This is a genomic window from Lysinibacillus sp. BNK-21 (assembly GCF_048684915.1).
Lineage (GTDB): Bacteria > Bacillota > Bacilli > Bacillales_A > Planococcaceae > Lysinibacillus > Lysinibacillus capsici.
In genome coordinates this window covers 1,680,095-1,704,902 of record NZ_JBLQTS010000001.1, presented here as the reverse complement: position 1 = coordinate 1,704,902, position 24,808 = coordinate 1,680,095, and the positions used below count along the sequence as shown (strand labels likewise).

Annotated in this window: 24 protein-coding genes; 5 read left to right on the top strand and 19 right to left on the bottom strand. The window is 39.4% G+C overall.

The features are described 5' to 3' along the window. Positions 1-13: 13 nt before the first annotated feature. The 8 genes from leuB to ACMGGO_RS08565 all read right to left on the bottom strand — a co-directional run bounded on the left by leuB (position 14) and on the right by ACMGGO_RS08565 (position 11,232). A complete protein-coding gene (leuB, locus tag ACMGGO_RS08600; protein ID WP_004231422.1) occupies positions 14-1,114 on the bottom strand; it encodes a 3-isopropylmalate dehydrogenase in 1,101 nt (366 codons plus the stop codon). A gap of 184 nt (positions 1,115-1,298) precedes the next feature. Then, positions 1,299-2,834, bottom strand: coding sequence for a 2-isopropylmalate synthase (locus ACMGGO_RS08595; RefSeq protein ID WP_048392386.1), 1,536 nt, complete (start codon positions 2,832-2,834; stop codon positions 1,299-1,301). Then, positions 2,821-3,855, bottom strand: coding sequence for a ketol-acid reductoisomerase (ilvC, locus tag ACMGGO_RS08590; RefSeq protein ID WP_420281783.1), 1,035 nt, complete (start codon positions 3,853-3,855; stop codon positions 2,821-2,823). Before ilvC ends, ACMGGO_RS08595 begins: the two co-directional genes overlap by 14 nt. Positions 3,856-3,941: 86 nt before the next feature. Continuing rightward, the gene (ilvN, locus tag ACMGGO_RS08585; RefSeq protein WP_016991907.1) at positions 3,942-4,457 is read right to left on the bottom strand and encodes an acetolactate synthase small subunit; all 516 of its coding nucleotides are present in this window, start codon (positions 4,455-4,457) and stop codon (positions 3,942-3,944) included. Beyond that, on the bottom strand, positions 4,454-6,220 hold the full coding sequence (gene ilvB / locus ACMGGO_RS08580) for a biosynthetic-type acetolactate synthase large subunit (protein WP_054550476.1): 1,767 nt from the start codon (positions 6,218-6,220) through the stop codon (positions 4,454-4,456). The genes ilvN and ilvB overlap by 4 nt, the downstream gene beginning before the upstream one ends. Positions 6,221-6,705: 485 nt before the next feature. Next, positions 6,706-8,376 carry a dihydroxy-acid dehydratase gene (ilvD, locus tag ACMGGO_RS08575; protein ID WP_004231412.1) on the bottom strand — a complete coding sequence of 557 codons (1,671 nt, stop codon included), beginning with the start codon at positions 8,374-8,376 and terminating at the stop codon, positions 6,706-6,708. A gap of 370 nt (positions 8,377-8,746) precedes the next feature. Then, on the bottom strand, positions 8,747-10,069 hold the full coding sequence (locus ACMGGO_RS08570) for a D-arabinono-1,4-lactone oxidase (protein WP_305192902.1): 1,323 nt from the start codon (positions 10,067-10,069) through the stop codon (positions 8,747-8,749). Then, positions 10,057-11,232, bottom strand: a complete 1,176-nt coding sequence (locus ACMGGO_RS08565) for an amino acid deaminase/aldolase (RefSeq protein WP_420281782.1) — start codon at positions 11,230-11,232, stop codon at positions 10,057-10,059. Before ACMGGO_RS08565 ends, ACMGGO_RS08570 begins: the two co-directional genes overlap by 13 nt. A gap of 804 nt (positions 11,233-12,036) precedes the next feature. Here ACMGGO_RS08565 and ACMGGO_RS08560 point away from each other — a divergent pair. Continuing rightward, complete coding sequence (locus tag ACMGGO_RS08560; protein ID WP_004231402.1) at positions 12,037-12,294, top strand: GlsB/YeaQ/YmgE family stress response membrane protein; 258 nt, start codon at positions 12,037-12,039, stop codon at positions 12,292-12,294. 35 nt (positions 12,295-12,329) lie between these two features. Here the strand turns inward: ACMGGO_RS08560 and ACMGGO_RS08555 are convergent, their stop codons facing one another. Continuing rightward, entirely contained in the window at positions 12,330-13,028 is a 699-nt protein-coding gene (locus ACMGGO_RS08555; protein WP_016995260.1) for a lytic transglycosylase domain-containing protein, read from the bottom strand. Positions 13,029-13,232: 204 nt separating this feature from the next. On the opposite strand from ACMGGO_RS08555, the gene mscL reads away from it, so the two are divergent. From mscL to ACMGGO_RS08540, 3 genes are all read left to right on the top strand, one after another. Continuing rightward, a complete protein-coding gene (mscL, locus tag ACMGGO_RS08550) occupies positions 13,233-13,622 on the top strand; it encodes a large conductance mechanosensitive channel protein MscL (RefSeq protein WP_009370295.1) in 390 nt (129 codons plus the stop codon). Positions 13,623-14,095: 473 nt separating this feature from the next. After that, positions 14,096-15,211 carry a methionine biosynthesis PLP-dependent protein gene (locus ACMGGO_RS08545; RefSeq protein ID WP_026023403.1) on the top strand — a complete coding sequence of 372 codons (1,116 nt, stop codon included), beginning with the start codon at positions 14,096-14,098 and terminating at the stop codon, positions 15,209-15,211. A gap of 3 nt (positions 15,212-15,214) precedes the next feature. Further along, positions 15,215-16,375 carry an aminotransferase class I/II-fold pyridoxal phosphate-dependent enzyme gene (locus ACMGGO_RS08540; RefSeq protein WP_420281781.1) on the top strand — a complete coding sequence of 387 codons (1,161 nt, stop codon included), beginning with the start codon at positions 15,215-15,217 and terminating at the stop codon, positions 16,373-16,375. 52 nt (positions 16,376-16,427) lie between these two features. Here ACMGGO_RS08540 and ACMGGO_RS08535 read toward each other — a convergent pair whose 3' ends face one another. Then, on the bottom strand, positions 16,428-16,856 hold the full coding sequence (locus ACMGGO_RS08535; protein WP_004231389.1) for an NUDIX hydrolase: 429 nt from the start codon (positions 16,854-16,856) through the stop codon (positions 16,428-16,430). A gap of 69 nt (positions 16,857-16,925) precedes the next feature. On the opposite strand from ACMGGO_RS08535, the gene ACMGGO_RS08530 reads away from it, so the two are divergent. Next, a complete protein-coding gene (locus ACMGGO_RS08530) occupies positions 16,926-17,417 on the top strand; it encodes a GNAT family N-acetyltransferase (RefSeq protein WP_004231387.1) in 492 nt (163 codons plus the stop codon). Positions 17,418-17,447: 30 nt separating this feature from the next. On the opposite strand, the gene ACMGGO_RS08525 is transcribed toward ACMGGO_RS08530, so the two are convergent. The 9 genes from ACMGGO_RS08525 to ACMGGO_RS08485 form a co-directional block, all read right to left on the bottom strand. Next, complete coding sequence (locus tag ACMGGO_RS08525; RefSeq protein WP_279495374.1) at positions 17,448-17,786, bottom strand: cupin domain-containing protein; 339 nt, start codon at positions 17,784-17,786, stop codon at positions 17,448-17,450. A gap of 20 nt (positions 17,787-17,806) precedes the next feature. Beyond that, positions 17,807-18,343 carry a hypothetical protein gene (locus ACMGGO_RS08520; RefSeq protein ID WP_420281780.1) on the bottom strand — a complete coding sequence of 179 codons (537 nt, stop codon included), beginning with the start codon at positions 18,341-18,343 and terminating at the stop codon, positions 17,807-17,809. A 119-nt stretch (positions 18,344-18,462) separates the two neighbouring features. Beyond that, on the bottom strand, positions 18,463-18,615 hold the full coding sequence (locus ACMGGO_RS08515; protein WP_004231380.1) for a YpzG family protein: 153 nt from the start codon (positions 18,613-18,615) through the stop codon (positions 18,463-18,465). Positions 18,616-18,723: 108 nt separating this feature from the next. Then, on the bottom strand, positions 18,724-19,896 hold the full coding sequence (locus ACMGGO_RS08510; RefSeq protein ID WP_420281779.1) for an amidohydrolase: 1,173 nt from the start codon (positions 19,894-19,896) through the stop codon (positions 18,724-18,726). A gap of 17 nt (positions 19,897-19,913) precedes the next feature. Continuing rightward, positions 19,914-21,101 (bottom strand): hypothetical protein, encoded by a 1,188-nt coding sequence (locus ACMGGO_RS08505; protein ID WP_115673345.1) that lies wholly within the window; start codon positions 21,099-21,101, stop codon positions 19,914-19,916. A 225-nt stretch (positions 21,102-21,326) separates the two neighbouring features. Then, entirely contained in the window at positions 21,327-21,641 is a 315-nt protein-coding gene (locus tag ACMGGO_RS08500; RefSeq protein ID WP_082148133.1) for a DUF3784 domain-containing protein, read from the bottom strand. A gap of 11 nt (positions 21,642-21,652) precedes the next feature. Further along, positions 21,653-22,936: an alpha/beta hydrolase gene (locus ACMGGO_RS08495; RefSeq protein WP_259419657.1), complete on the bottom strand. Its 1,284-nt coding sequence runs from the start codon at positions 22,934-22,936 to the stop codon at positions 21,653-21,655. 13 nt (positions 22,937-22,949) lie between these two features. Further along, positions 22,950-24,029: a DUF1648 domain-containing protein gene (locus ACMGGO_RS08490; protein ID WP_269898236.1), complete on the bottom strand. Its 1,080-nt coding sequence runs from the start codon at positions 24,027-24,029 to the stop codon at positions 22,950-22,952. A gap of 7 nt (positions 24,030-24,036) precedes the next feature. Then, positions 24,037-24,414 carry a GntR family transcriptional regulator gene (locus tag ACMGGO_RS08485; RefSeq protein ID WP_054549216.1) on the bottom strand — a complete coding sequence of 126 codons (378 nt, stop codon included), beginning with the start codon at positions 24,412-24,414 and terminating at the stop codon, positions 24,037-24,039. Positions 24,415-24,808: the final 394 nt, after the last annotated feature.

The window sequence follows — 24,808 nt, the reverse complement described above, 5'->3', positions numbered from 1 at the left end:
TTCACCTATTTCTTTAAATATATGTTGTCATAATACTTTGTGATACAAAGCTAGTATCAATTTCGTTAATTACCTTATCTGTCCATTCATTAGTCGATAAAATACGACTGCCGTCACGAGCAAGATCTGCTGTAAAGTAGCCATCATCAAATACTGCACTTACCGCGCGTTCAATTTCTGCTGCTTCTTCTTTTAAGCCAAATGAATATTGCAGCATCATCGCTACGGATAAAATGGTTGCAGCAGGATTTGCTACACCTTGCCCTGCAATTTCTGGTGCGGAGCCATGTACTGGTTCATATAAGCCAAAATTATCACCACGAATGGATGCGGATGGTAAAACACCTAGAGAACCAGTAATAACAGATGCTTCATCACTTAAAATATCACCAAACATATTTTCAGTAACGACTACATCATAGTGTCCAGGATTTGTAATAAGTTTCATTGCGACAGAGTCTACTAGGTTATGTTCTACGATTACATCTGGATACTCTTTTTTCTTTGCTTCTACAACTTCACGCCATAAGCGACTTGTTTCAAGCACATTCGCCTTGTCAACAGAGCATAATTTGCCACCACGTAAACGTGCTAGTTCAAAGGCATTTTCAACGATACGCTCTACCTCTGCTTTAGAGTAAACCGTTGTATCAATTGCGCCATTTTCAGTACGCATACGTGGTTCCCCGAAGTATACGCCGCCTGTTAGTTCACGTACAATCATTAAATCAACGTTCTCAGCCACTTCACGCTTTAATGGTGAAGCATCTAGTAAACTCGGGAACGCCTTTACTGGACGTAGATTGGCAAATAAATCGAAGTGTTTCCGAATTCGCAGTAACCCTTTTTCTGGGCGCAATTCAGGAGGGTTTTGATCCCACTTTGGACCACCTACAGCTCCTAATAAAATCGCATCACTATTTTCACACATCTCGATTGTTTCATCAGGTAATGGATTATTGTGCTGGTCAATCGCAGCACCACCAATTGTTGCATATCCTAAATGAAATGTATGATTAAATCGTTTACCAATCACCTGTAATACACGTACAGCAGAAGCAACAACCTCTGGCCCAATTCCATCACCGGGAAGTACTGTAATTTTTCTCTCCATCGTCAAAACACCTTTCTTTGTATAGCGTATTCGCTAATTTAGTAAAGACGCTCACCTACCTTTTATCGAGGTGAGCGTAGTCATTACGTCTAAGCGTAATTTTTGGTTAATTGATACAATACGCCATGACATCATTGCATCCGACTTGTGAATGGTACTTCATACAATTCACTACCTCAGAAACCTATACAGGATGTGCGCGAAGGCTTGCTTGAATTAAATGACGGTTAATAGCATTTAAATAAGCTTTTGCCGATGCTTCTAAAACATCTTGAGAGGAATTACGGCCTGTAGTCGAAACCTCATCATAGCGAATATTAATAACCGCTTCACCCAGTGCATCTCGTCCTTTGCCAACCGATGTCACACGGTAATCAATGACATGTACAGCTCCAGGTACAAGTTGCTCCAGTGTATTAAAAATTGCTTCTACTGAACCAGAGCCAGTAGCTACAACGGTTTTTTCTAGTCCCTCAGGTGTAAGCACAATAGCTGTAGCTGTAGGAATATTTTCAGTACCATATTGCACCTGCACCATTTTCAACTCAAAGAGTGGTACATCTTCTACTTGAACTTGTTGCTCAGTAAGAAGAGTAAGTAAATCTTCCTCTGTAATTTCTTTTTTACGATCAGCCAATTTTTTAAATTCCACAAATGCTTTGTTCAACTTTTCATCAGAAAGATGGAAGCCCATTGTTTCCGCACGATCACGGAAGGCTGCACGACCAGAATGTTTCCCGAGAACTAATGGAATCTCACCTTCGCCGATTAAAGCAGGTGAAATAATTTCATAGGTTTCTGGATTTTTTAAGACACCGTCTTGATGGATGCCCGATTCGTGTGCAAAAGCATTTCTTCCTACAATCGCTTTATTTGGCTGAATCACAACATTTGTCAATTTACTGACTAATTGAGACGTACGTTTAATTTCTTGCAACTGAATGCCCGTTTGCACCTGATAAATATCCTTGCGAATATGAAGTGCTACAGCAATTTCCTCGAGTGCCACATTACCTGCGCGTTCGCCGATACCATTGATTGTTCCTTCGACTTGTGCAGCACCATTTTCTATTGCGGCAATCGTGTTAGCTGTTGCCATCCCTAAATCATCATGACAATGGGCAGAGAATTTCACTTTATCAGCACCTTTGACATTTTCCAGTAGGAACTTAAATAATGCACCATATTCTTGCGGGGATGCATACCCTACAGTGTCTGGAACATTAATCGTTGTTGCACCAGCAGCAACCACTTCGTTCATAATTCGCACTAAAAATTCACGATCAGAGCGGAATGCATCCTCGGCAGACCATTGTACAAGTGGGAAGTACTTTTTAGCGTATTTAACAGCCTCTACCGCTTGCTCCACCACTTGCTCAGGGGATTTTTTTAATTTGTATTCCATATGAATAGGTGATGTGGCTAGAAAAATGTGAATATGTGGCTGTTGTGCTACTTTTATCGCTTCCCATGTAGCATCAATATCCTTTTGGATACAGCGAGCTAGCCCCGTCACAATGGAATTTTTTACTGTACCTGCAATGCGATGGACTGCATCAAAGTCACCAGGTGACGAAGCAGGAAATCCTGCTTCTATAATTGTCACACCAAGGCGCTCTAATTGTTTGGCAATTTCAATCTTCTCGGCTGTGTTTAAGTTGATCCCTGCAGATTGTTCACCATCGCGAAGCGTAGTATCGAAAATATCAATTTTTCGCACTTGTCGCCACTTCTCTCACAACTTTTTCTTTACCTTCGTTGATGAATGGCATCATAGCACGTAGTTTTGCGCCTACTTCTTCGATTTGATGGTTCGCACCAGCTTCTTTGAATTTTGTATATTCTGGACGACCATTTTCATTTTCTTGAATCCAACGACGAGCAAATGTACCATCTTGGATATCTGTTAATACGTCTTTCATACGAGCTTTTACAGACTCATCGATAATGCGTGGTCCTGCAACATAATCTCCCCACTCTGCTGTATCTGAAACTGAGTAGCGCATTGTTGCCATACCGCCCTCAAACATTAGGTCAACAATTAATTTAAGCTCATGTAGTGTTTCAAAGTAGGCTAATTCTGGTTGATAACCAGCTTCTACTAATGTTTCGAATCCTGCTCTTACTAGCTGTGTTGCACCACCACAAAGTACCGCTTGTTCACCGAATAAATCTGTCTCTGTTTCTTCTTTGAATGTTGTTTCAAGAAGCCCACCACGTGCAGCACCGATTCCTTTACCATACGCAAGCGCTAAATCTTTTGCTTGGCCTGTAGCATCTTGGTGAATAGCGAATAGTCCTGGTACCCCAGCACCTTCTTGGAATTGACGACGAACTAGATGTCCTGGTCCTTTTGGTGCTACTAAAAATACGTCAACGTCTGCTGGTGGTGTAATTTGACCGAAATGGATATTGAAGCCGTGTGCAAACATCAATGCTTTACCAGCTTGTAAATGTGGCGCAATTTCCGCTTCATAAACTGCTTTTTGGCGCTCATCTGGTAGTAGAATTTGGATAACATCTGCTTCTTGTGCTGCTTCAGCCACTGTTTTCACGTCAATACCATCTGCTTTTGCCGCATCGAAGGATCCACCTGGACGAACCCCTACTACCACGTCAAAACCTGATTCTTTAAGGTTTAAAGCATGTGCATGACCTTGTGAACCGTAACCGATAATTGCGATTTTCTTTCCTTTTAATACGTCCTCGTTGATATTTCGCTCATAGTACATTGTAGCCATTGTTAATTTCCTCCTAGAATATGTTTTGTTTTTTATAGCTTTAGATACTTGCTCTGTCTATAAAGCTATTCATTTTTATATGCAAACTATTTTAAAATAGAGAGCTGCGGGTTTGAGACTTTTTGTGTTTCACGAACGGAGGCAGTTGCCCCTGTACGTGTAAGTTCTTTAATGCCATATGGTCGAATGAGTTCGATAAAGGCATCAATCTTCTCTGGATGCCCTACTACTTGATACGTCACAACATTTTTGGCTGTATCAATAATTTGGGCGCGGAACGGTTCAACAATTGAATTCATTTCCAAACGTAAATTTGGTGGGGAAATCACCTTTACTAGTGCTAGCTCTCGCAGAACAATCGATTTATCGGTAATGTCATTGACCTTTAACACATCAATTTGCTTGGATAGCTGTTTCACTAGTTGCTCAATTTTGCGTTCGTCCTCTATGTTGACAACGAAGGTCATCTTTGAAAAATTCGGTTGCTCCGTATGACCTACTGTAATCGATTCAATATTGAACTGACGCTTCATCAATAAACCTGTCAAACGGTTTAATACACCACTTTGGTTAATCACAGTTACGGTAATTACTCGCTTCAATTTTTTTTCACCCCAATCATTTCATGTAAGCCTGTGCCAGGTGCTACCATTGGGTAAACACATTCAAGCTGTTTCACTCGACAGTCAATTAATACTGGCTCATCAGACAACAGTGCCTCACGGAAAATAGACTCTGCTTCATCGATTGTGTTAATACGATAACCTTTAATGTTATAAGCATCAGCTAACTTAACAAAATCTGGTTGGATCGGCATAAGTGATGATGAATAGCGCTCTTCATAGAATGTTTGTTGCCATTGACGTACCATGCCAAGACAGCTATTATTCAAAATCACTATTTTTACTGGTAAGTTAAATTCCTGTAGGATGGATAGCTCCTGTGCCGTCATTTGGAATCCTGCATCTCCTACAATCGAAATAACTTTTTTGTCTGGCTTCGCAAATTGGGCGCCAATTGCGGCCGGGAAGCCGAAGCCCATCGTACCAAGTCCACCAGACGTTACCCATGAATGATCATTATTTAAATGATAATATTGCGCTGCCCACATTTGATGCTGCCCAACATCTGTCGTCACAATGGCATTACCTTCAGTTACCTTGTGCACTAATTGCAATGCCTCTTGTGGTAGGATTTCTTGCGTATTTGTATCCTTGCAATACCATAATGGATATTCCATCGCATGATTCCTTAAATAAGCTAACCAATCGGCTGTATCAGGACCTTGGAAATCCTTTTTCAATAGTGCTTTTAAAGCCTCCTTGGCATCAGCAACAATTGGAATATCTGTCGGTACATTTTTGCCAATTTCAGCAGGATCAATATCGATATGGATAATCGTTGCATTTGGTGCAAATGTAGCTAGATTACCTGTTAGACGATCATCAAATCGTGCCCCAATATTGAGTAATAAATCCGATTTTGTGATCGCTGTATTTGCTGTAGCTGTACCATGCATCCCAGCCATCCCAAGGAATAAGTCATGTTCACCATGGATGGAGCCCAATCCTAGCAATGTGTTCGTTACTGGAATACGATATTTTTCTGCGAAAGTCGTTAATTCCTCACGTGCATCCGCAAAAAGAACACCTGCACCCGCTAAGATGATTGGGTTTTTTGCCAATGAAATGGCTTGAATCGCCTTTTGGACTTGTAAATAATTTGGTTTATATGTTGGCTGATAGCCTGGTAAATAAATTTCATCAGGTGCTTGCGGTGGATTCTCTACATCAAACAACATTTGGGAAACGTTTTTTGGGAAATCCACGACAACTGGTCCCTTACGACCTGTGCTAGCGATATGGAAAGCTTCCTTCACAATGCGGGGAATATCATTGACATCCTGCACCTGATAGTTGTGCTTTGTAATCGGTGTTGTAATCCCCATAATATCGGCTTCTTGGAAAGCATCTGTACCGATCACAGATGTCGCAACCTGTCCTGTAAAAACAACCAATGGAATAGAGTCGATCATGGCATCCGCAATACCTGTTACAAGGTTTGTTGCACCAGGTCCACTTGTGGCAATAACAACGCCCGTTTTACCTGAAACACGAGCATAGCCTTCCGCCGCATGAATAGCACCCTGTTCATGTCTTGTTAAAATATGGCGAATTGGGTTTTTATACATCGCATCATAAATTTGTAATACGGCTCCTCCTGGATAGCCAAAGACAATTTCAACCCCTTGATCGTGCAATGCCTGCACTAATACATCTGCACCGTCCTTCGCTTGATAGGTTTGTTCAGCTGTTGCTGTTGTAGCTAATTGTTCTTGTTCATTGATTGAAACATTCGCACTCATCAAATTATGCCTCCTTCATTTCTTTCAAACTCACACATCAGTGTTGTAGATTAGTGAAGTGTCAATAGCTGGATTGACTATTCCTCTCATCCTTTTCGTTGAGAGGCTGTTCAATTGCATCGTGAAAATAATAAAAAGCCTTTTTCTCCACACGCAAAGAACTACCTTACGTAGGGATGAAAAAGACTTTCCATGGTACCACCCTTTTTTATAGCAAATAATTGCTACCTCGCGAATAAATGACAGCATTTATGCACCAATGCGAAAGACATCGCATCCAATATAGTGCCATAAAACATTTATTCATTAATAACGAGCACTTTCGACTATGCCCGGAGCTATCTAATGGTGTAAACACGTTTAATAGCCCACTCCGAGGGGATGTCGGATCTAGTTGTATCGCCGGCTTCCAGCACGACCGGCTCTCTGGTAGATACAAGGCTCTAGAACCTTTAACCTCATCAACGTTTTTATTTATCTAGTTGTTAAATTTTCATTACGCCTCCAGTGGAAGCGCTCGTCACTAATTTTGAATATCTTGCTAACCAACCACGTTTGATTTTTGGCTCAAAGACTGGTAATTTTGCACGACGTTCAGCTAAAACTTCATCTGAAACTTGTAAATTAATCGTACGATTTGGTAGATCAATTTCGATAATATCTCCGTTTTCTACTAAAGCGATTGGACCGCCTTCAGCAGCTTCTGGTGAAATATGGCCAATTGAAATACCACGAGATGCACCTGAGAAACGACCATCTGTAATTAATGCAACCTTTGTACCAAGGCCTCGACCTTGAATGGCAGATGTTGGTGCAAGCATTTCTGGCATCCCTGGGCCACCCTTAGGTCCTTCATAGCGAATGACGACTACATGGCCCTCTTTCACCGTTCCATTATCAATGTTTTCTTGTGCTGCTTCTTGTGAATCAAAGACAATTGCCTCGCCCTTGAATACTTTGATAGAAGGATCAACGGCCCCTACTTTAATAACAGAGCCATCTGGTGCGATGTTACCGAATAAAACTGATAATCCACCTACAGCACTATACGGATTGTCTTTTGTTCGAATGACTTGATCATTCGTGATGTGATAATCTTTGACAAGCTCACCCATTGTAACGCCTGCTACGGTTGGACGGTCTGGATGAATAGCACCTGGAATAGATGTTAATTCATTAATAATGGCACTTACTCCACCTGCTTTATTAATATCATCCATTGAAATATCTGAAGCAGGCATGATTTTTGCTAAATAAGGCACTCTTTCCGCTACTTTATTAATATCTTCAATGTTGTAATCTATTTCGGCTTCATTGGCAATTGCTAATGTATGAAGAACTGTATTTGTGGAGCCCCCCATTGCCATATCAAGAGCAAAAGCATCATCAATTGCCTCTTTTGTAATAATATCGCGAGGTTTAACGTCTTCCTTGACCATGCGAATTAATTGCTTAGCTGCTTCTTTAATCAGCTTGTGACGCTCTTCAGAAGTGGCAACGATTGTACCATTTCCAGGTAAAGCAACACCAAGCATTTCCATTAAGCAGTTCATGGAATTTGCTGTAAACATGCCTGAGCATGAACCACACGTCGGACAAGCATTATTCTCAATATCCAACAGCTCTTCCGCAGACATTTTTCCTGATTTGTGTGCTCCTACACCTTCAAACACAGATGTTAAGGAAAGCTGTTTCCCTGCTGCAGAAGTTCCTGCCTCCATTGGACCACCTGAAACAAAGATAGATGGTACATTCGTACGAACTGCTGCCATAAGCATTCCTGGTGTAATTTTGTCACAGTTTGGAATATAAAATACGCCATCAAACCAATGTGCATTAATAACTGTTTCAGCAGAGTCTGCTATAATTTCACGACTTGGTAAGGAATAACGCATACCAATATGCCCCATTGCAATACCATCATCGACACCAATTGTATTAAATTCGAATGGAATACCACCCGCTTCAATAATAGCTTCTTTCACTACATCAGCGAACGTACGTAAATGAACGTGACCTGGTATTATGTCGATATAAGAGTTACAAACCCCAATAAATGGTTTGCCTAGATCTTTTGCTTTTACTTTGCCTGTTGCATATAAAAGACTTCGATGTGGCGCTCGATCTACGCCTACTTTAATCATGTCACTTCTCATTTTAAACGCCCCTCATTGCTATCCATACTATGTTCGTTGCTATAGACAAAATGTTCTGTCTTTTTAATTTTTGTTTATAGAGTAATAGCCTCTTAGACGACTACTGCTGTAACGAACGTGTTAAATTGTTGTTATCATAGTACGAAAAAAAGGTCTCGTCAACACTATTTTTTGAATTGTTTAAACAATTAAAAAAATCTGTCAAAATTGAAATCGTTTACATGCTGATTAAGCATCAGTTTTATCTCGCTTTGATAAAAATTTTGACATTTCGTTCAAATTTTAATTTTTTAATAATAAACAAAAATGGATAAATAAAAAATTCCCATATATTTGAATAAGCTAAGTTATCCAATCCTAGAGATAACGCTTACAATAGAAACAACTTTTTTAAGTATCCTGTAAAAAATATTTGTTCAGGATCGTATTGGTGTCGAATGCTTAAAAACTTTTCAATCTCTGGATACAACGCATAGACCGTTTGCGCTGTTAAATGATGTTGTTTTCCCCAGTGAGGACGACCTTCATATTTTTGCATCAATGTATGCACCCATTTAAAGTAAGGCTCTTCTGCCATTCCCTTATACATATGAAAGGCTATAAAAGCCGACTCACGCCCTTGTGTTGGACTTAAAAAACCTGCTTCGCCTGCAGTTGTTCGACACTCTAAAGGAAAATGAACATTAAAAGTCCCTTTTTTAAAGGTTGCATGGATTTCCTCCAAACAAGCTTCAAACTGTGATAAAGGGATGGCATATTCACTCTCTTGAAACTTCACGCTACGAGGTGAGGGATAAATTTCGTAGCTTATCCCTACTTTTTCACTTTCTACCACATTGGCAGCCGCTATCTTGCTCATGGCACCACTTAAACCTGGTTTCCACTTACAAAGCTCTGACATCGCAAAGAAAGCCCCGTTTTCTACTATTTGTAGCTTTAACGTTTCTATTTTTTTATTCCATTCACTTTGAAAAACAGGCGCGACCGCATTCATCCGTTTTACTTGAATTGTTTCACTACCAGGGAAATAAAACCACTCCACATGACGATGTTGACGAATATCCTCCGCAAATAACGAGAGACCATTTGTCAATGTTTCTCTTGCCCCCACATAATGCAAACCATATAGTGGTATGACCTTAATCGTTACTTTGACCAGAACACCTAGCATCCCAAGAGATACATGCAGCGCTTCAGATAAATCATCCATACCTCTCCTATGTTCCTGATAAGTACCAGTACCGTCTACAAATCCCCATGCCTGGACAGCTGACGATAGAGAACCAAGTGTAACCCCTGTGCCATGTGTGCCAGTTGACACTGCCCCTGCAATGGTTTGCTCCTGTATATCGCCCATATTGATTAACGCAAAACCGTGTTTCGCTAGCATTGGTCCAATTTCATATAGGTAGGTCCCCGCCCATAATGTTGCCTCCTGCCTTTCCTCATTCACAGCGATTAATCCACGCAGATTATGTAAGGAAATTGCTATATGCTCAGGCATAGCCACAGCGCTAAAAGAATGAGCAGCACCTGTGACACGGATTGTCTTTCCTGATTGACACGCATGCTTCACAATTGCTGAAACTTCATCAATAGAGTGTGGTAAATACATTTCACTCGGATAGGAAATAACATTCCCAGCCCAGTTTGTCCACTTTTCACCATTTCGCCATTTTTCTATAGAAAACATTGTCCATCTCCCCTATATGTTGTGTAATGTCCTGCATACTTGTCACCACGAATAGCATGCAGGACCTGAAAACGCTCACAAAGCTCTCCTGCCTTCGCATGTCGAAAATAAATGGTATCGCCAATATTGATAATCTTCCCTTTGACCTTAATAGGTGTTTGCACTTCCCCTGCGCCTTCTAGGCTAAGATATGCAAAAGTGGTAGGGTCATAGAATACAGGCAAACGATCCATCCCAATGGCTCCAGAAGCCGTATAGCCTCCCCCATGACAAACAACGATATTTTTTTCAGGCATTCTTGTTACACGTAAGGCAAATCCAGCAGCCTTTTCTAGCTGTAAATGTGTAAATTGATCGAACAATGCGGGTGCATAAAAAGCCGAGCCAACTGTAATTTCCGTTACTTCCTTCTGTTGATTGGTGTACGTCATACTTCCTGATCCTCCACCATTAACAAAGCGTAGATTTGGAAAATAAGCCTTGATATGGGCGATCGCTAATCGACGAAACTGCGTTACTTGCTTTTTGGCTTGTACTTGTATGGCTTCTATGACTCTACCTTTTAAAGCATTTGCAGGACGATTGCCCACCCCTGCTATTTGAGCCTCATAGCCCATCGCTCCTACCACTTCAATTACAGGGGTGTTTTGAATGGTTTGTAAAAAAGGTGTCAACGTTTCAAGAGAAGACAATGACGAACGTTTTGTTCCAAAATACAATACTTTAAAATCATTAGAAACATTAAGATCAATACAAACCTGTACACGTACGCCAATCTCTTGTCCTAATTTCTCCAATAGTTGGATATGTTCTGGTCTGTCTACCATAAAGGTGACGATTTTTCCTTTCTTTACAAAATGCAACAATCGACGAATCGTTGCTTCCTCCATTACTGGATAGCCAAGCAATAAGTCATCAAACTGCTGCTCTAATAAAAAAAGGGTCTCTGCTGCAGTAAATGTCATAAACCCCACAACATTCACAAGTTTTTTCTGTATATAAAGAAGGACCTCAATAGAACGAATCGATTTTGTTGCAATACGAATTTGTTTTCCCCCACAAGCATCTTGAACCATTTGTATATTTTTATCTAGTGCATCTAAATCTAACCATGCAAATGGTCTTTCCAAATCACAAAATGCTTGATCCAATCTTGACGTCATTTCATCACTCCCTTGTATAAACTATGTATTTGACATTTAGCGGAATAATTCCTTTTTTCAGTTAATTAAGCATAATAAAACAACCGTGAGCCTGTTTTACAATAAGACTACACGGTTGTTTTAATATGGGATAAACATTTCATTCACCTTTCTATTAAATTGGTTACGATGCGTATAAGAAATCAGCTGCAAGATTTAGCATTACTAATAAATGCAAACCAGCAATTAAAAAGCCTTGACGATTTAGACGTTTCATAACAGCCATATTCATATGACCACGCTCCTTTTCTACATTATAATCCCTTTATACAGAATTTTCAAACTATTAAAAAGTGGAAATTTACCCATTTTTCTTTTTCTACACAAAAAATTCTCCCAAAGAAATAAGGAATCGCACATAGAATTGACATTCTGTTTCAATAAAAAATAATGTATTTTTTCACGAATGAAAAGGTTATTGTAGTAAATAATTTAGTTAAATGGCTGTTTTTTTATTGTTACTGGCGATTGGGCGTTGCATGCATTTCTGGTACGAATTGAATACATGAACATACTATAGAAGTAAGCGATAATCGGTGTATGTACAATATAGAAGTAATTGTAGTTAATGTGGACATTTTCACGGTAGTTTATGCAGGGGGATTAGCTATAAAGTGAGCACAGCAAAGGAGCTGCATTCACTTGTCTACAGCCTTATTTACAACATGTAATAATTACTAAACAAAATCACAGTGTTTAATCTACTCCATTCAGGGTATAACTAAGTAATCGCCATTATATCTTAAATTTAAGGAGATGAAAGTAATGATTAGTTTCATTTGGTATTTAATTATTGGAGGAATTCTTGGATGGCTAGCTGGCGTCATTTTAGGTAAAGATGTACCAGGCGGCATCATCGGGAATATTATTGCAGGGATTGTCGGTTCTTGGATTGGTAGTATGGTTTTAGGGAACTGGGGCTGGAGAGTAAGTGATTTCTACGTGTTCCCAGCACTAATCGGTGCCATCGTGTTGATCTTTATCGTCAGCCTTATTTTAAAAGGTATGCGTAAAGCAACTTAAATATGTAATGAAGAGCCATCCAATGTGATGGCTCTTTATTTTTTTTCATGTAAGAGAACAGCTGCTTGGAGTTCATCGTGAAAATCATCATACAACTGGTAGTAATATAACACATCCTCAACATATTTCTCGCTATGGTTGTATTGGTAAACAGCTTTCTTAATATTCCCTGTCGCAGCACCGTATTTGGATAAGTAATTCGCAGCACTAAATACTGCATCCTCAATATCATAGGGATCAGCTATTCCATCCCCATTTGCGTCAACGCCATATCCTCCATATTTAGCAATCGTCTCAGGACTCATCAATTCAGTTTTTGTGATGCTTCCTTTTCCCAAACCTGAGCATGTGGGATGCTGCCAGCCAACGAATGTACAGGGCATGAATTGCATATGCCCCTCTGCCCCAGCAGATGATACCATTGATTTTACCGTAGAAAACCGTGTTTCAATACGATGATGCGCAGCAAGTAATGTCCAGGGTACACCATATTTTTCTTCTGCAGCTACATAAACGGGAATGTATTGCTCAGGAATTTTCATATCGAAATGCTGTTGAATCTCCTCAATTGCCTTTTGCTGGACAAGCTTTTCGAATATCGGTAATGTTTGAAGCTCCTTCCAAGCAAAAAATGTGAGAACATAAACGGTAATTGCAATTGGAATCAATAATGCTATCATACCCAATTTTGTCGCGGGTGATAACAGAGGTTTGTTATTCTTTTTCTTTGCCATACGTCACACCTAATCTAGTATTCTTTTTCTATATTACCAAATTTTCCGTAATGTGCAGTATATCTTTTCATTTTGAAAGAATGAAGTCTTCCACATCTATGAAAGTACATCATTTCCACCATGAAAGCAGTTGAAAGGTTTGCTAAAAATATAGTAAAATACAGATTGATTCGTTTATTGGATAATAATAGGGAGGAATTTATTTTGTGGAAAGACTTTAAAGAATTTGCGATGAAAGGCAATATTGTCGATCTAGCAGTAGCAGTAGTCATTGGTGGTGCTTTCGGTAAAATTGTTACCTCCTTAGTTGAAAATATCATCATGCCATTAGTCGGTGTTTTAACAGGTGGTATTGATTTAACAAAGAGTTTTGTTTTTGGCTCAGGTGAAGCCCAAATCAATTTTGGTGTATTTCTACAATCCATCATTGATTTTTTAATCATAGCATTTGCCATTTTTATGGCCTTACGAATTATGACAAAGCTCACACGTAAAAAAGAAGAAGCAGTCGTGGAAGAACCGGCACCTGAACTCGATGCCAAAGAAGAGCTTCTCAAAGAAATTCGCGACTTGCTAAAAAAAGAACAAGCCTAACATGTTGTTAAAGCATCTGTCTCTCAAAGGAGGCAGATGTTTTTATTTTGTCTCCTTTATTTTTTGTGTTCTAACCGCTACTTCAAAACTATCCCCCACTTTGTCTGCTCTATCCACCACTTTTCGCGTTGTATCCGCCACTTTTTACGTTCTATCCGCTACTTCAGAACCTATCCCCCACTTTGTCCGCTCTATCCCTCATTTTTTACGTTGTATCCGCTACTTTTCACGTTCTAACCGCTACTTTCTATCTTGTATCCGCTAACTTGAAACTATCCTCTCTTTAGCTCTATCTTTATCCTGGAATCTCCTACTATTCCTAGGTGATTAACTATAAATAATCTAGCTAATTTTCAGAAATCACCTTGTTCTTCTTTAGTATCCATGTTAAATTGGTAACAATTATTGAGAATACTATTAAATTGAAAGCAAAAGTTGTTGCTTTTAATAATATTGAAGAAAAGAGTGACGTCATGACATTAAACAGAAGTATTGAAACAAAGCTTGTACAACTTGGTAATTTAAGTGACCCAGCAACAGGAGCTGTAAGCCCACCCATTCATTTATCGACTGCTTATAAACATACTGGGATTGGTGAATCTACTGGTTTTGACTATACACGTACAAAAAATCCAACACGTGCTCTTTTAGAAGCAGGAATTGCTGATTTAGAGGGTGGCGATATGGGCTTTGCCTGTAGTTCCGGGATGGCTGCCATACAATTGGTGTTATCCCTATTTAAACCAGGCGATGAATTAGTCGTGCCAGATGATTTATATGGTGGTACATATAGACTTTTTAATTTCTTCCAAGATACTTATAATATTAAGCCTGTTTATTCAAAATTTGAATCGGTTGAACAGGTGGAAGCATTAATGAATGAAAATACACGTGCAATATTTATTGAAACACCAACAAATCCACTTATGCAGGAGTTTGATTTACAAGTGTATGCGGAGTTAGCACATAAGCATGGGGCATGGTTAATTGTGGATAATACTTTTTATACGCCTTACTTCCAACGCCCTATTGAATTAGGCGCAGATATTGTGCTTCATTCTGCAACGAAGTATATTGGTGGTCATAATGATGTTTTAGCTGGGCTAGTGGTTGCTAAAGGCACAGAATTAGCCGAACGCATTGGCTTTATTCATAATGGTAGTGGCATGGTGTTAGGAGCTATGGATTCATGGTTACTTATTCGTGGTCTAAAAACAATGCATCTACGCTTAAAGCAACATGATGCCAATGCGAAGGCTATTGCTGCTTACTTAGAGGAAGAAGAGTTAGTGACCGATGTCCTTTATACTGGAAAAGGTGGCATGCTGTCATTCCGCTTGCAAAAGCCTGAGTGGATTGACCCATTCCTTCGTAACTTAAAGTTAATTACTTTTGCTGAAAGTCTTGGCGGTGTCGAAAGCTTTATTACGTATCCTGCTACACAAACACATGCAGATATGCCTTATGAAGAGCGTGTGGAGCGTGGCGTTTGTGATCGTTTATTACGCTTCTCTGTTGGCATTGAGGAAGCAGAAGATTTAATTGCAGACTTACGACAAGTGTTTGATATCCTTAGAAAAGAGGCGTAATTGATGAAGCAACGTATTGAAACAAGCCTCATTCACGCAGGTGTTCGTGATGGCTATAGTAATAAAAAAGGGGCTGTTAACGTCCCGATGTATCTGTCCTCTACTTTCCATCAAGAAAGTATAGATGAATTTGGAGAATATGATTATGCTCGTTCAGGCAACCCTACAAGAGATGCGTTAGAAAAAGCTGTAGCAGAGCTTGAGGGTGGCGTTCGTGCCCATGCATTTTCATCTGGTATCGCTGCCGTATCAGCAGCATTAATGCTGTTATCGCAGGGAGATCATATCGTCATGACTGAGGATGTTTATGGTGGAACCTATCGTTTTGTAACAAAGGTGTTGCCGCGCTTTGGGATTTCCCATACATTTGTAGATTTTACGGATCTAGCAGCTGTAGAAGCAGCAATCACGCCAGCTACAAAACTACTTTATATGGAAACACCATCAAATCCAACGTTAGGCATTACAGATATTCGTGGTGTAGTGGCGCTTGCCAAGCAACACCACTGCCTTACATTCTTGGATAATACTTTTATGACACCGTTACACCAACGCCCACTAGAACTTGGTGTAGATGTCGTCATTCATAGTGCAACGAAGTTTTTATCTGGACATTCTGATATTATTGCTGGCTTAACGGTTACTGCCGATGAAAAGCTAGGTCAGGATCTCTACTTTATCCAAAATTCATTCGGTAATATTTTAGGTGTACAGGATTCATTCACACTACTACAAAACATCAAAACAACAGATGTACGTTTTAGTCGTTCTGCTGAATCTGCACAAAAAATTGCTGTGTATTTGGCTAGCAATCCACTAGTTGAGCAGGTCTACTATCCAGGGCTTGCTTCACACCCTGGCTACGCTATTCATCAACGTCAAAGCACAAGTCCTGGGGCCGTTTTATCCTTCCGACTACCAAGCTATACAGCTGCAAAGGTATTGGTTGAGGCGATGACAATTCCAGTATTTGCGGTCTCTCTTGGAGGAGTAGAATCTATTCTTTCTTACCCTGCAAAAATGAGTCATGCTGCTATGGAGCCTGAAGAGCGTGCTAAACGAGGCATCACAGATGGTCTTCTACGTTTTTCTGTAGGACTTGAGCATGTTGATGATTTAATTGCTGATTTTGCACAAGCCCTAGAGATTGCTGCCAAGGCTTAATTGAATCAACATAAAAACCGCGTCCAATTGACGCGGTTTTATTATAATAGGTTCAATTTCTCACCTTTGCTAACAATCGGTATAAATAATCGCCATGCCCCTTTGCTAGCAGGGCATCTTGCTCAGCTGAAATCCAATAGAATGAAAAGATTAAATCCCCTTCGTTTAAGCCTGTTGGATGATGTTGCCATGCATCCCGTGTTTCATCGGATGTTAAATGATAAAAATACCGTTTCTGTAAAACACCTGATGGATGATTAAAATAGTCCTGTGCTATTAGCGCTTGAACGACAAGTGTGGTTAGACCTGTTTCTTCTAGCATTTCACGTTTCACAGCATCTAAAGGTGTTTCCCCTTCCTCAACCGTACCTTTGGGCACCTGGATACCTGCCCCAACTGAATTCTGTTCAAATACGAGTACCTGTAATTGATCCTCATGCGTTCTCGTGATATAGCCAAAAGCTTTTTCAATTACTTGCATGAAAGTGACCCCCTTTGAATGATTGAATGTTACAATAAAGAGAAAAATTGGAATAGCAGGTGAAAAGTGTTGACACTTATTATACGACAGATGCAAGAAAATGACATTACTTTTGTACAAGAAATTGCTAGAATAAGCTGGCATCATACATACGAAGGAATCATTCCACGTGACATTCAAGATCGTTTTTTACAACTAGCTTATAGTCGAGAACGATTAATCGAACGTCTTATCAATAGTCCGTTTCTCGTTGCAATTTTTGATGAATGGCTAGTAGGCTTTGCTAATTTTTCAAATGTAACACAAGGTGAGGCGGAGCTACATGCGATTTATTTACATCCTGATATGCATGGTAAGGGCGTGGGTACTGCACTTTTACAGGAAGGACTACGCATGCTCCCAAATCTATCGTCTTTATTTGTTTGTGTAGAGAAAGAAAATAAACTTGGTATGCATTTTTATCAAGCAAAGGGATTTGTAGCAATAGAAGAATTTGATGAACAATTTGATGGCCATCTACTTAAAACAGTTAAATTGGTTAAACAATATGAAAAAGTGTAACGGTTCTTGCAACTACCGTTACACTTTTATTTATGTAAGATTTATCTGCTCCGCTTGGATAACAAGTGCTGTTAAGCCCGTTATACTACCAGATTCATGTGCCTGTCCTTGATGCCATAGTACTCCCTGTCCTGTTTTTATCGTGATTTTTTCAGCATCTTCACCACTAATCCATCCCTCTCCATTAATAACGATAAAAAGCTGTGGAATGGGCGCGTCATGCAAACCAACCACACCGCCTGGCTCAATATAGATGAAACCGATCGTCGTAGGTACTTCCGTTTTCGTGATTTTTCTATAAAATGTATCGATGGATTGGTATTGATGAATTGGATTTGCTAAATCTTGTGTAAATTGTATGAGTTGCATTTCGCGAAAATCCCTTCCTATTAGGCTAGTTCTTCTTCAGCAAATGCTAAAAGTGTTCCATCTTCTTTTTTAAAATAAAAAGCAAATGCATCATAGCCATTTCTTTTAATCGTTTCCCAGTTAGTGGTTTCTCCATTTATAAGTTGAACATTTTCTTGTTCATCTACCTCATAGTCGTCTATTTCTTCGTCATAGTCGATGTTATAGAAAAATGATAATACGACTTTTGTTTCGGGTAAATTATATTTTTCTAGTGGACGGTTGTCACGGTGATTCTCTGTATACGCCTCACAAAATAGCGCATTATAACCATGTAGAGTCGCATCAAAGAGCAAAATTTCCTCGGCGGATAAAGGATCTTTAGCAACGATTCTAGCGGTTGAGCCTGTAATATAAGGCATTTCCTCCCCTTCAATCATTAGCAAATCACCGTAATACCAAATTTCAAATTGTTCATTGCCTGCACTAGAATGAAGCTGAAGCTGGGATTCAACGTCATCTATAATTTGGACGTTTCCTGCAAATTGCTGTAGATAAATGGGAATAGGATTAATCATAGCTTTCCTCTCCTTTTCTGTTAGAAATTACCTCCTTACAATATAATACATCTTTCTTAGTCATAAAGAAAAACCCAGAATTTTTTCTGGGCTTGATGACACTTACTTTTCTAGCATGATTAAAACTGACGGGCCTTTGCTTCACTTCGCAAGAGGCGGTTATGGAGAGTAATCTCCGTTTCACCATTTACTTGCGATTTTGATCGCTTAATCCTTGACCAGTTGCGGTGGATTTTTTGAGATTTGGGGTCTAGTTGTTCGAACCTACTCATTTTTCATCCTCCTCATCATTATAGATTTCATAAGTGAAATCTTCTTTATTATGACCCGCTAAGGTGAATTTATACTAATTTCATAAGAAGCTTAGTTACTTCACTTTATTAGTTTTCGCTTAACCAAGTTAATGCATATTGTACATATAATTCGGCTCCAACGCGCAAACCATCTTCATCGATATTAAAATGACCGTTATGATGTGCCCAGCGTGTATCCTTTTCTGTATTGCCTGAGCCTACTAGAGCAAAACAGCCAGGTACTTCATCTAAGTAAAAGCTAAAGTCTTCTCCACCCATTGTCGGATCATCAATATGATAAGCATCCGCGCCAAAATGTTCAGCTGCAAGGAGCTCGACTAAGCTGGCACTCGCCACATCATTGTTGACGGCTTGTGTACCATATTCATAAACGACCTCTGCTGTGCCCCCATAAAGTGAGGCAATCTGGTCAGCATAATGACGAATTTGCGTTTCGATATGTGAACGAACCTCTTTATCAAAACAACGCACAGTCCCTTCTAAAATGGCATCTTCTGCAATTACATTAAAGCGTGTGCCAACCTCCATTTTTCCAATTGTAAGAACGGCAGGTTGAAGTGGATTGACTGTACGTGCCACAACTGTTTGGACATTCAAAGCAAACGTTGAAGCAATCATCACGGCATCAATGGCATCATGTGGGACTGCGGCATGACCGCCCTGCCCTTTAAAGCGCACTTTGAAAATATCAGCAGAGGCAAAGGCAGGACCTTTATTACACTGAATTTTCCCTGTGTCAATTTGTGACCAAATATGAATACCAAAGACGTTATCTACACCTTTCATTGCTCCTTGCTCTACCATCGCTTTTGCGCCTGTAGCTACTTCTTCCGCTGGCTGGAAAATAAAACGAACTGTTCCCTCAATTTCTTCTTGTACCATATGTAATGTCTTAGCTGCAATCAGCAACATGGCTGTATGCGCATCATGACCACAGGCATGCATCTTACCATCAGTTTTAGAGCGATACGGAATATCTTCTCGTATTTCATAAACTGATAATGCATCCATATCTGCACGTAAGGCAACGGTTTTTCCTTCCTTGCCCCCTTTTAACTCCGCAATAATGCCTGTTGGCTCTGTTCGTCTATACGGAATACCAAGGTTCTCTAAATATGCTGCTACATAATTCGTTGTTTCATATTCTTCCCAAGATAGCTCTGGCTCACTGTGCAATTTTTGACGAATTGCCACAAGCTCACTATTTAATTCCGCAATAATTTCTTTCATTTTATTCATGCTGACTCTCTCCTTCTTTATAGCCAATTGACAAAAATACCCGCTAAAATCACAGATGTTATCGTTACACTAATGAAACCTCCCACAAGCATCGGTGGTAACATATGACTTAACAGCATTTCTCGTTCTTTTTGATCGGCTGTGGACGATTTCACTACTTCATTCGTTAAAATATAATCTGCTGGGAACCCATAGAGCGCTGTTAAGGATACAGCAAACGCTAAATTCGGGCTGACCTTTAAAACTTTTCCTGCGATGAAAGAGAAAATATACATACCAATGACTGCTAAGACAATAGACACTACTAATGGCACAATAATACGCATCAGCATTTCAGGGGAAGCCTGTTTTAAGCCATCAAATATAAAGAGCATTAACCCCATAATGGCAAAACCGAAGCCATTTGCTTTTTGCAATGGTTGTCTTTCTAAAAAACCAAATGTCGATGCAAGGACACCAAACACTAGGCATAGCACTAACGCATTGACTGTCACAACAGGTGCTAATGCTGTAGATGTACCATACGCTAATAATCCAACAAGCGCTAAACGGAAAAATTTAAAGTATTCTGTATTGTACTTGGTAGGAATTTTACTAAATAATTTTGGTTGCTCAGATGCCTGTTCAACATCTTCCTCTACCTGTGTTACCGATTGTATATTCCCTTGCTGATGTTCTTTTAATAAACGTTTTGCTTCACGCTTCAATACAATGGACGTGATGGGATATCCTGCAAAACCTTGAATAACATAAATTACAATGGCAAAGACGGCTAAATCCTCTAAGCCAGCTGCAGAAGCGCCTTCTGACATCACTAGCGCTGCCACAACACCACCGACTAATGGTGGAACTGCAACAATCATCGTTTTTAAATCAAATAGCAAGGCACCAATTGTAAATAATATGGCGATGATGCCTACAATACCAGCTAAAGAAATAACGATGGCTTTCCACTGGTTTTTCAATTCCTTAAGGGACAGAAGTGTACCCATATTCGTAATTAATAAATACATTAACATCGTGGCAACGACTGGACCAATCCCGGCAATACTAACAATATCTTTCGGGAAGAATGTCCAATAGCCAATTAAAAATAATACCGCACAGACGAACACAGATGGAATCCACGCCTTCGTTCTTGTTGCTACGATATCTCCGATGTAAAGAATAGCAAGTACTATCGTCAGTGCTAACATTTGCGACATATCAAAGAATTCTCCTAACTTAGTAATTTTTTAATGTCATCTATAATAATACTAATTATTCTTAAAATTCTATTTTTACAGAAAAGAAGAAAAACAGCGCATGAACGAGCATATTCGTGACACTAAAATTACGGTTTTCCAAATATTTAGATTTTAAAGAATTTTCATAAAGCGCTTACAAAAAAATAGAACCATTATAAAATGGTTCTACTTTTTTCTTACATGCTATTTTTTGAAACGATTACCTGTGTTCGCATAGATCAATAAAAATATCGTAAGGGCGACAAAAAGTACAAGACCTACATGAAATAACCATTGTGTATGGAAAAATTCGTTTAGTATCCATAAAAGGACACAAAAACAGTAGCCATACATCATTTTTCCCATAAATCTTGCCAGTGCCTTTTCATCATATTGTTCTTTATCTTCCTGTGCCATCGTATGAAAGCCTTCAAGTAGAAAAGATCCTTTACCTTGCGATAGAACAATGGCGAAGATGAGAAACGGCAGCATGATTATTAAATAGACAAGTACTCCCAAGGTTAATCATCCTACTTTTCATTTTTAATAAATTGCTCAATTGCTGGTAGTAATTCTTCATGCAGTGGCAGCGAAGGGTCTGCATAGGTTGCTAAGTTTTTGGCGCGATCTGCCGGTGCCTTTTTCAATACGTGATTCATACCCGCTAGATAAAGTAATTTTGAGTCTTGTTTGCCTTTCTTCAATGCCTCAGCATCGGCTTCCTTCACTTGTAAATCCGTTGTTCCTTGTACTAGCAATACACGGCTTTTTACTTTTGCAAGCTCATTAGCAGGTTGATATTTTAGCAAGGAAATCAGGAAAGGCTGTACAGATGGACGGAAAAGGGCCTGTAGCTCTGGCGAAATATTTTTCACTTGCTCCCCTTGCTTTAAAGCTGTCAAAATATTCGTGGATTCATTAAAAAGCTTTGGTGCTAATTGACCTTTTAATTGCTCTAAAAGCACTTCATCTAACGATCTACCTGCACCGGCAATGGAGACAAAGGATGCTACGCCTGTCTTTTGAGCCGCGAGCAAACCAATGAGTGAGCCTTCGCTATGACCAATCACATGGACACTTGTGTAGGCTTTATCAGCCATCAATGTTTGGATAATTTGTACAGCATCATCAACGTATTGGTCAAACGTTCCATCCTCTTCCTTTGTTAAGAGCGCTTGATTGTCACCAAGTCCTCGCTTATCATAACGCACCGTCGCAATGCCCTGTTGTGCTAAACCTTCCGCCAACATTTTCAAGCTATTATTTTTTCCAGCCAAAGCGGAATTACCATCTTTATCAGTTGGCCCCGATCCTGCTATTATCAGTGCCACTGGTGATGGAGATGGAGAAGCCTTTTGTACAGCTACCGTTAAGTTACCGTTTTGAACGGGAATTTTTAATGTGTCATAGGTAACAGGTTGCTCTTTATAAGCCTTTAGTATTAAAGGAAATTTCCCACCATTTTGTTGAAATGTAGCCTCTATTTGTTCATTTTTGATTGTGCCATTAATGGCAATAGCAGAGCCGTTTAAATTTATGGACACTTTTACTTTATCACCTGTATACGTCACACTTTGAAATGGAAAATTAGATAAGCCCTGTGCTGGCACGGATAATGTACCACTTTCCTTCTTTAAATCGATAATAATCGGTAATGGTCCATTTGGCGTTTCAATAGTTCCTTCCCATTTTCCAATAAACTGTTCATTCATTGCATTTGTCCCCTTTGATCCTTGATGTTGTGCAGTGACCTCTTTTTGCCCACAGGCAGCTAAAAGTAAAATTGTACAGCAAATCAATAACCATTTTTTCATCTAATCTTCCTTTCTATATGAAAATCACCAATAAAATTGGCAGTAACGTAATCGCTATTAAGATGTAACACCATTTGTTCGCGAAATTTACAGTCCAACCAATCCCGAACTTTTTAGGCACTAATAAGGATGGATCATTTTTATTGCAATAAAAAATACCCCATTTCCAGTATTGATCATCTGTGGCAGCTGTTTCATTTGTATGTACCTCATCAAAACGTTCATTACTTTTACTGAGCTTCCAAATGAACACTAGTAAACCACCCAACGTAACGACATTAAAGACAAGAAAAAGTGGGAAGAAGTAGGGAGCCGTTTGGTCTTGTAAAATAACAGTTGTATAGTGTAAAACAACAAATAGAATTGTCATACTAAAATTAATGGCTGCCAGGTACCAGCTTCCGTATTTACGCTGAGTTAACTCCCGATGAATGGATGCTTCTTTGGCCTGTGCACTTAATTGAATTTTGGCACTTTTCATGCCTTGACTCATCATGAAAAAACTAATTTGTATTGCCAATAATATAAGTGGCATACTGATGACTGAGAGCCGCGATTTTTGAGTCCAACCATCGACCTCTCCTGCCCCATTCCAATGTGTTGCGAAAACCTCAGGGATTGACTCATAGTTCATGTACGTAAAAGCGATTAATGCAAGTGTGATGATAATGGGTACACTAAAAAATATAGGTGATAATGTTTCCTCTTTCTGACGGATAGACAAATCTGTCACATATACTGTTTTTATTTGTGCCTCCCACTGCTCCTGCACCTTTAATTTTTTCGTTTTAGCATGATAACTCATGTAGAGACCTGATGATAAAAGGAGCATGACATACAAAAGGATAAAGGAAATTAAAGATACCTTCTCCTCTTGTATAGGTGAAAGATAGAGAGCGATTTGACCTACTAAGAATAAGCCAGCAACCCCTGCGATGATTTGGCTATAATGCTTCTTCCACAGCTTTAATTGTGGATGTTTGACATAAGGTTCGGGTATGGAAACACCAAAAACAAGTGTTTTTCTTGTTAAATGTGGTGTCATCATTTCCATAATTCCGACAATGATAAAGATGCCTACAATTATAAGCATACTACCCCTACTTCCATTGTTTTAAAATTCGCTGGAACAAACTTGTCATTTGCTCTTTCTCGAGGCCACGCGCAAAAGCCTCCGCCATGATAGGCTTCAAGGCATTTTCGACTTTTTCAACCTCCGTTTCTTCCAGCGCTCTCTTTTGACCACCAATAATGACCGCTTTTGCTTTCGGCTTCAATTCAATTAAGCCCTTCTCTTCAAGCTCATGATAACTTTTACTGACCGTGCTAACATTGATGCCTAGATCTGTAGCCATCGAACGTACAGACGGTAAAGTATCACCATTTTTCAGCTCACCTTGCGCAATGCATTCTATTATTTGATTGGCCAATTGTTTATATAGCTGCAATTCACTGTTTGGATCTAATTGTATTTGCATAATAACCCTCCAATCTGTATTGCTTGTAACCAAACAGAAATCTGTTATGTATAGAGTAATACAGATTTTCTTTAATGTCAAATGAAGGAATTTTTCATGGTGTTGAGTAGAGGTTTTTTCACAATAAGAGCGGGAGCCTTCCCTTAGTAGTGCTTTGAACTTCATTTAGAGCGGGTTCTCCTTCCTTATGAGCGCTTTAAATTTCATTTAGAGCGGATAGCTTGAGTACTTTAGACCCCAAATAAGAAACAAAAAGGACCCAGAATAATTCTGGATCCATGGACACTTATTGCTTCTATTTGATTTTTAACTGATATGGTTTACACTTCTTCTTAATCTATAGCAAAACAGAATGTTCTGTTTCACCTTTAGGCTTAAGATTTATGAAGCTTCA